A 7886-nucleotide genomic window follows, 5' to 3' on the forward strand; every position below is an offset into this window, starting at 1 on the left:
CCAGGCATTTTGGCTGGATCATCAATTGCCTTTTCATAGACTTGGGAGGCCTTGATATCAAGGAAATCCCAACTGGTTGCCCAGAAATCTTCAAGATTATCCACAGACCATTCCCACAGAGAGGCATAGTCTTTAAAATCTTTGTTGAATTTTTCATTCACAAGGTTCATGAAACGATACATGTTGGTACTTTTAATTCTATCTTCAGACGGCTGCCATAAAAGTTTTGACATTTTTTTTAACCTCCTTATTCATACAGAACAGCAAGTATGGTGGCTTTCTCAGTTTTTGCAGTAATAAAATGGGGAGTGGTTGACAAATAGTAGGCACTGTCGCCAGGGTCAAGATCATAGGTCTCTTTTCCAATGGTCAGGTTGACAATACCTTCAAGAACAAAAATAAATTCTTCCCCGTTATGGACGGATATTTCTTTGTCTTCAGCTTTTTCCAATTGTACGATCAACGCTTCCATGTGACGGCCCTGGACTTCCGGGGCAAGGCTCATGTAAGAATAAACATTTTTTTTGCTGGTTTTTGAAGTGGAACGAGAAATTGGTTTTCTTTCATCCTTCCTTGTAATGGAATACAGCTTGGTTCCCATGCCTGATACCAGGCGGCCCACAGCAGAATCCAAAGCCTTTGAAAGTTTCATCACGGTTCCGAGCTGGGGTTTTACCTTGCCGCTTTCAATGTCTTTAAGCCGGGAAATGTCAAACCCCGTCAGATTGGAAAGATCCTCAAGGGAAACACCCCTTTTTTCTCTCACCTGTTTGATGCGTTTTCCCACCTCATCCACATCACTTTTTTTACCATTTTTTATGTTTCCGGTGAGATCTTCAAAATAATCAAGATTGATATGAGGGATTTTGTCTTGTTTGTCCATAATGTCTCCTTATCATCATTATTCGGGAAAACTTTGATTCGGCGTTTCACCCAGTTTTTCTTTAACTTTTGCAAGTCCGGGTCTGGCATACTCCATATGGCCTTCCTTAAGGGTTCTGCCGTTGATCATCGCTTCACTTCTTAATCTTGTACCAACGGTTTTTTCCATCTGTTTTCCCAGCCACAGGATTCTGTCAATATCATATCCATGTTCTATACCCATTTCATCAATTTGTACAAGCGTATCTTCAAGACAGATCAATCCCACATATCTTTCATCATCATAATAATAGTCGCCCGTACCTTTAATGGGTCTGTCACCCAGGAAGTTGGCCGGCTGTCCGCCTAAGCCCCCAAGGGTTGCTTCAAAATGGCAGATGCCCGCCTGGAGGGCTGCAAGAACCGAGGCTGAGGCCACTCTTTTTGTTTCATGAAAATGGGCAATGTGAAGGCTTGTATCCGGGAGTTCATCAAGGATCATGGAAAAATACCGATAGACATCTGCTGCAGAGGCAGACCCGTCATGATCGGCATGCTCAATGTCAGTGGCCCCGATGGAAAGCCAGTACTTGGTGAATTCAACCGCATCTTTTAATTGGGTGGCTCCTCCTATGGGGCTTCCCCAGATGGTACTGACCGTGCCGCACATCTTAATGCCGGCATCCGTACACTTTTTAATAGACCGTTCAGCCTCTTTCCAATAATTTGGAAGAGTGGTCCCGGAATTGGCAAAATGGTGTTCTTCTTCGGTGGAGACCATCATTAATAGTCTGTCCGGCCCTATCCCCTTTTTTTTAAGTTCAATGGCCCGGTCAACGGCCGGCTCACGGATGGTAATGGCGGTCAAGACCACATCGTCCATGTTAATACCTTTTTTGGCTGCACGGCTGATAAAATTATCACCCCTGAGATGGGTTAAAAGTTCTTCGGCATCACTGAACTGGGGCATACTTCTCGGGTTCCCCAGGTTTGTCACTTCAATGTCGCGGCATCCTGCAAAAATCAATTCTTCAAGATAAGTGATTTTAGCAGGGGTTGAAATGAATTTTTCAAGATGCTGGAATCCGTCACGGATTGTAATATCTCCAATGGTCACCTTTTTGGGCATTCTTGGAAAGATTTTCCAATAATCATATTCTGTCATAGTTATTTTCTCCTTAAATTATGTTTTTAAAATCTGAAATTTCCAAATGTTGCGTCACCAATGGGTTTTATAAGGCTGACCTCAAAGGCCATGGCAAGCCAGTCCCTGATGTCACAAAATTTAATCACCCGGTCGTTTAAAAGCCGTGAAGCACAGAAAAATGGATGGGCTTCACCATCATATTTATCAATCATTTTTTGCTGGAATTCATTTATTTCTTCAGTTGTCATGGGGCTGCCCATGGCTTTTCGCTTGGCCTCCTCAATGCTTAAAAGAACACCGCCAGCACTTCTCCCGCTCATGACCCCGGTTCTTGCCCGCATTGTGGAAAACAAAAAGTTGGGCCTGTAACCTCTTCCACACATGCCGTAATTGGCTGCGCCGTTGTCCGGTCCGATAACCAGTTGAATCCTTGGTACCTGGGCACAGGAAACCGCCCGCACCATGTCGGCTCCATATTTACCGATACCGGCATGTTCTGAATCAGAGCCGATCATATAGCCGGGTGAACTCTGGATAAACAGCAGCGGGATTTTTTCATAGGAACATCTGATCACCCATTCGGTCACCTTTTTGGCAGCTTCATGAAAGATAATTCCTGCTGCATTGGAGCAGACAACCCCGATGGGGAGGCCTTTGATCCTAAGTCTTCCCGTCAAAATATTGGAACCCCGGCCCGGGGCAAAGTTTTGCTTGTGTTCAATAAATTCGGATTCATCTGCAATGGCTTCAAGAATTTTTCTGCCGTCAATCACTTTGTGGGGTGATATGGGCATGACATCATAGATGGATTCAGGGGAAACTTTGGGTTCTTTGGTCTCATAGGTGTGAACATGGGTTTTTTGGGATTTTGTCAAGGAAAGAAGCTGTCTTAACCGGGTAATGGCCTGGGTCTGATCCTTGCAGATATGGTCTGCGCCGCCGGAAATCTCGGTATGAACCCTTGCACCCCCCAGGTTTTCTGCAGAAATTTCTTCTCCTGTGGCCATTTTTACAAGGGGAGGGCCGCCAAGAAATGAAAAGGATTGTTTGTCAATCATAATGGATTCACAGGCCATAAATACAATATAGGCACCGCCTGCCGTATTTCCACCTGTACTTAAGGTTACCTGGCGAAGCCCCATGGCTGACATTCTGGCCATATTATAAAAAATAGATCCAAAATGCTGGTCGTCGGGGAAGACATCTGCCTGCATGGGAAGGAAAACACCTCCCGAATCAGCAATATAGACACAGTTAAGGCCGCATTTTTCCGCAATGGCCTGGGCCCTCATATGCTTTTTAAGTGTGATGGGAAAATAGGTGCCGGCCTTTACACGGCTGTCACTGGCCATGATCATGGTCCAGTTGCCATGGATTTTTCCAATGCCTGTGACAATTCCTGCACAATGAACATCTTCAACACCCGGGTATCCCATGCCAAACCCCGCCAGCACGGACAGTTCAAAAAATTGGGTATTGGGATCAATAAGGTCGGCAATCAAATCTCTCACAGGACGTTTGCCTCTTTTGGCAAGTTTGTCTATAGCCGTTTGACCGCCGGAAAGAATCGCTTCCTGTTGGCGTTCTTCAAGTTTTTTTTCTTCAGCTTTCCAGAATGTTTTATTTTCAGTCATGGGGTTTTATCTCCCTTTGTAAACCGGTTTTCTTTTTTCTTTAAATGCTGTCAGACCTTCGATTCTGTCCTCGGTGGGTATGGTCACCCGGTATGCATTGGATTCAATGGCAAGCCCTGTAGCCAGATCGGTTTCAATGCCTTTGTCTATGGCATACTTGGCCATCTCAACGGCAATGGGGCCTGTCTGCGCTATCATGTCCGCCATTTCCATGCAGTCTTCCAAAAGGGTTTTTTGGGGTGTGACCTTATTAACAAGACCCATAGCAAGGGCTTCTTTTGCATCCACTCGTCTGCCGGTAAAAATGAGTTCCTTGGCCTTTGCCACACCAATGATTCGCGGCAGGCGCTGGGTACCGCCCCCTCCCGGAATGATGGCAAGTTTGGCTTCGGTCAGTCCCATACTTGCGTTTTCAGAGGCAATGCGAATGTCTGATGCAAGGGCTACTTCAGTGCCGCCGCCAAGGGCAATGCCGTTCACAGCGGAAATTACGGGTATGGGAAGATTCTGGATGGATGTCAAAAGATTTCTGATGGTGATAATAAATTTTTTCACTTCATCCGGGGTCAGGGTGACCCTTTCTTTTAAATCAGCCCCGGCACAGAATGATTTCTCACCTGCACCGGTGATGATGACCGTTCTGATATCGTTTCTGTATTGGAGGTCATTGATTTTGTCCCTGATGGCGTATAAAAGATCAAAATTCAGGCAGTTCATCACTTTGGGTCTGTTCATGGTCAGGATGACAGCTTTGTTTTTTTCTTCAACTAAAAGAAGATTGTTTGTGCTCATAATGTTCTCCTGGAGATTACCAATATAAATAAAGGCCTGACATCAGCAGCCAATATGACGTGAAATCACAATGCGTTGAACTTCTGAGGTTCCTTCACCGATTTCCAAGAGCTTCTGGTCCCTGTAAAATCTTTCCACGTTGTATTCTTTCATGAGACCATATCCCCCATGGATCTGGACAGCATGATCCACCACTCTTCCCATGACTTCAGAACAATAGAGCTTGCCCATGGCAGCTATTTTTTCAAAGGGCCTTTTTTTGCTTTTCAGCCAGCAGGCTTTGTAAAGAAGGTTTCTGGCACACTCTATTTCCATGGCACAGTCGGCCAGTTTAAAGGCAATAGCCTGGAATTTTGAGATGGGCTGTCCAAATTGTTCTCTTTCTTTGGCATATTTTAAAGCAAGGTCATAGGCTCCCTGGGCACCGCCAAGGCCCATGGACCCAATGGAGAGCCTTCCTCCATCAAGGGTTGACAGCATCTGGTGGAATCCGTCACCTTTGTTTCCAAGAATATTTTCTTTGGGAACCCTGACATCATCAAAATAGAGTTCTCCTGTATTAGAAGCTCTCCACATCAATTTTTTGTGCATGGGGATAGCTTTAAATCCAGGAGTGCCTGCTTCAACAAGGATACAGGAATATTCAGGTTTGCCATTGTCCCTTGTGCCGGTAATCGCCTGGACTGTTACGCCCATGGTCATGTCACAGGCAGCATTGGTGATGAATATTTTCGATCCGTTAATGACCCATTCATTTCCATCCAGGACAGCCGTTGTCTTGCTGCCGCCGGCATCAGATCCGGCAGTGGGCTCGGTCAAACCAAATCCCCACAGGCCTTCCCCTGCACAAAGTTTGGGCAGATATTTTTGTTTTTGCTCTTCAGTACCAAAATAGTAGATCGGGCCGATACCGAGGGAATTGGCTGCAGCAATGGTGGCAGCCTGGGAACCGTCAATTCTTGCAATTTCTTCAACGCCGATGATGTATGAAATATAGTCCATCTCCTGGCCTTCATACTTTTCTGAAACAAACATGCCGAAAAGACCGATTTCTCCCATCTGCCGGGTCAGCTTTTCTGAAAATTCCTCTTTTTCATCCAGCTCTCCTGCAATGGGGGCAATCTCTTTTTGGGCAAACTTTCTAACTTCCTTACGGATCATTTCCTGCTCTTTGGTAAGGTCAAAATCCACCCTGTGCCTCCTTCATATTGTGTGTTATTTGTTTTACTTATGGTTTAAAAGCCGTAAATTGCTCGATAATCCATAAAACTGATCGAGCGCTCAGTCTATTTTCAAGATACTATATTTAAAGGGATTAATTTGTCAATAAAGGAATTTATTTTTTTAAAATAATAAATTCGAAATCAATTTTTGATATTAGAATGCCATTTTTGATATTTGATGCAAGGGTAACATTGAAATTTGTTTTTCTACCGGAAAGGCATGCTTACCGGGATGAACCACCCAAAGGTGGGTAAGGTTCAGGTCTTCTACTGCAATACGCATTGATTTCGTCAGTTTCGGTGCTTCATTAAATTTAAATTCAACTCCATATCTTTTACCATTTTTAAAAAATAATAAATCCAGTTCTGCACCACTATATGTTGCCCAGAAATATACATCTACCGGTTGCAAAATCCGAAGAGCCTGTTCCAGGGCAAACCCTTCCCAGGAAGCGCCAAGACGAGGATTAACCATAAGACTGTTCATATCTGTAACAGCCAGCAAACTATGCAGTATGCCAACATCCCGAAAATAAATTTTGGGTGCTTTTACTTGTCGTTTACCGATATTTTCATGCCAGGGCAAAAGTTGACGCATCATATAGGTACCGGTTAAAATATCAAGATATGAGCGAATGGTTTTATCTGATAATCCCAGTGATCTACCTATCTCTGATGCGTTCAGCGTCTGACCATGATAGTGAGCAAGCATTGTCCAGAACCTTCGCATGGCAATGGCAGGAATAGTAATGCCCAGTTGGGGGATATCTCGTTCCAGAAAAGTACGGACAAACCCTTCACGCCAAGCTAAGCTATCCTCTAAAGAATTGGAAAGATAAGACATGGGAAAGCCACCTCGCAACCAGAGGGTATTGATACTGTCCCTGTCCCCACCAGTTTCAATATAATTAAACCCGGCCAGTTCTATAAACTCGGTTCTTCCTGCAAGCGTCTCAGAAACATTTTTAATGATATGTGGGGAGGCACTTCCAAGTATAAGAAAGTTGGTTTTATTATCAGCTCTGTCTACCAACACCCGTAAAATTCCAAATAGTTCAGGCATTATCTGAATCTCATCAATTATGACCAGACCTTCCAAAGCACCTAACATTAACTCAGGATTTTGTAACCTCATCTGATCCTGAGGGGATTCCAAATCAAGAAATACAGCTTGGTATTTCTTTTCTAAAAATCTTGCTAATGTTGTTTTCCCGCATTGTCTTGGCCCCAGCAAAGAAACTACAGGGGAGCGTCTTATTGCTTCTTTAAGTTTTTTTGTATATGAATGTCGCTGAATCATGGGAATTAGATATCATTGAATATTCGGAATGTCAATCCAAATTTTCATGGTAAAAGGAAAAATAGAAAAGGGTTGGATAAAATATATTGTCCTTGACAAGTTATTGAATAAATGTAAAAAAATCTCTATGACTGAGCGCTCGTTCAAGTCTTATTATTGATAATGTTATTTAAGTGAAAGGAGTGAACATTTGGGAAGAATTAAAAAATCCAAGACTCCAACAGCTGACATAGAAGTCCCCACACAAATAAAAAATCCTGAACTGGTCCGGGAAAGACGGCGCCAGATTATCGATTCAACGGTTAATCTTTTTATTGAACATGGATATCACAAGACCACAACAAGGATGATTGCAAAGGCTGCCAATTTTTCTATTGGCTCGTTATATGAATATGTCAGTTCTAAAGAGGATCTCTTATATCTGGTGTGTAAAACCATTCATGAGGAGGTCCAGGATGCGGTTGAAAAGGCATTGTTAATTACGGATAAACAAGAAGAAAGGCTTGCCGAGGTTATCCGTCAATATTTTTATGTTTGTGATAAGATGGGAGACCATATTCTCATGATGTACCAGGTGACCCAATTTCTGCCGGAAAAATGGCAGATAAGAGTCCTGGAAAATGAGTTGAATATAACAGATATTTTTATCAATGCGTTGTCTTCTTTGTCAGGAAAAAATAATTTCCCGACGCTGGATGGCAAAATATTGAATCTTGTGGGTCATAATATATCGGTGCTGGGTCAGATGTGGGGCTTTCGGCGCTGGCATGTGCAACGGAATTTTACCATCGAGGAATACATTAAAATTCAAACAGATTTCATTCTTGGACTTATATTTTAATAAAAATAAAAATTTTCATTTATTTTTTTTTCATTTTATGCCAGTTAAAATATAACGCATAAACTTTGTTTAGTTTAATCAAACTCCC

The 7886-nt window shown here is 43.1% G+C and carries 7 protein-coding genes and 1 pseudogene; 1 reads left to right on the plus strand and 7 read right to left on the minus strand.

Going from position 1 to position 7886, the window contains the following annotated elements; genetic code table 11:
- The 7 genes and pseudogenes from K8S13_RS18455 to K8S13_RS18485 all read right to left on the minus strand — a co-directional run.
- Positions 1–233: pseudogene (locus tag K8S13_RS18455) on the minus strand (acetoacetate--CoA ligase); the annotation flags it as partial.
- Positions 234–247: 14 nt separating this feature from the next.
- Positions 248–883: an XRE family transcriptional regulator gene (locus tag K8S13_RS18460; RefSeq protein ID WP_291464823.1), complete on the minus strand. Its 636-nt coding sequence runs from the start codon at positions 881–883 to the stop codon at positions 248–250.
- 18 nt (positions 884–901) lie between these two features.
- Entirely contained in the window at positions 902–2026 is a 1125-nt protein-coding gene (locus tag K8S13_RS18465; RefSeq protein WP_291464825.1) for a pyruvate carboxyltransferase, read from the minus strand.
- A gap of 26 nt (positions 2027–2052) precedes the next feature.
- Complete coding sequence (locus K8S13_RS18470) at positions 2053–3642, minus strand: acyl-CoA carboxylase subunit beta (RefSeq protein WP_291464827.1); 1590 nt, start codon at positions 3640–3642, stop codon at positions 2053–2055.
- Between the two features lie 6 nt (positions 3643–3648).
- Positions 3649–4434, minus strand: coding sequence for an enoyl-CoA hydratase-related protein (locus tag K8S13_RS18475; RefSeq protein WP_291464828.1), 786 nt, complete (start codon positions 4432–4434; stop codon positions 3649–3651).
- Positions 4435–4476: 42 nt separating this feature from the next.
- The gene (locus K8S13_RS18480; RefSeq protein WP_291464830.1) at positions 4477–5625 is read right to left on the minus strand and encodes an acyl-CoA dehydrogenase family protein; all 1149 of its coding nucleotides are present in this window, start codon (positions 5623–5625) and stop codon (positions 4477–4479) included.
- Between the two features lie 186 nt (positions 5626–5811).
- On the minus strand, positions 5812–6957 hold the full coding sequence (locus tag K8S13_RS18485) for an ATP-binding protein (RefSeq protein WP_291464832.1): 1146 nt from the start codon (positions 6955–6957) through the stop codon (positions 5812–5814).
- 190 nt (positions 6958–7147) lie between these two features.
- Between K8S13_RS18485 and K8S13_RS18490 the strand changes: the two genes are divergently transcribed.
- The gene (locus tag K8S13_RS18490) at positions 7148–7798 is read left to right on the plus strand and encodes a TetR/AcrR family transcriptional regulator (RefSeq protein WP_291464834.1); all 651 of its coding nucleotides are present in this window, start codon (positions 7148–7150) and stop codon (positions 7796–7798) included.
- The last annotated feature ends 88 nt before the right edge of the window (positions 7799–7886 follow it).

This window comes from Desulfobacula sp. (assembly GCF_021107415.1).

What these genes read in the sequence shown, in the direction of transcription:
- K8S13_RS18460 (WP_291464823.1), bottom strand. Translation starts at nt 883, where the DNA reads ATGGACAAACAAGACAAAATCCCTCATATCAATCTTGATTATTTTGAA.
- K8S13_RS18465 (WP_291464825.1), bottom strand. Translation starts at nt 2,026, where the DNA reads ATGACAGAATATGATTATTGGAAAATCTTTCCAAGAATGCCCAAAAAG.
- K8S13_RS18470 (WP_291464827.1), bottom strand. Translation starts at nt 3,642, where the DNA reads ATGACTGAAAATAAAACATTCTGGAAAGCTGAAGAAAAAAAACTTGAA.
- K8S13_RS18475 (WP_291464828.1), bottom strand. Translation starts at nt 4,434, where the DNA reads ATGAGCACAAACAATCTTCTTTTAGTTGAAGAAAAAAACAAAGCTGTC.
- K8S13_RS18485 (WP_291464832.1), bottom strand. Translation starts at nt 6,957, where the DNA reads ATGATTCAGCGACATTCATATACAAAAAAACTTAAAGAAGCAATAAGA.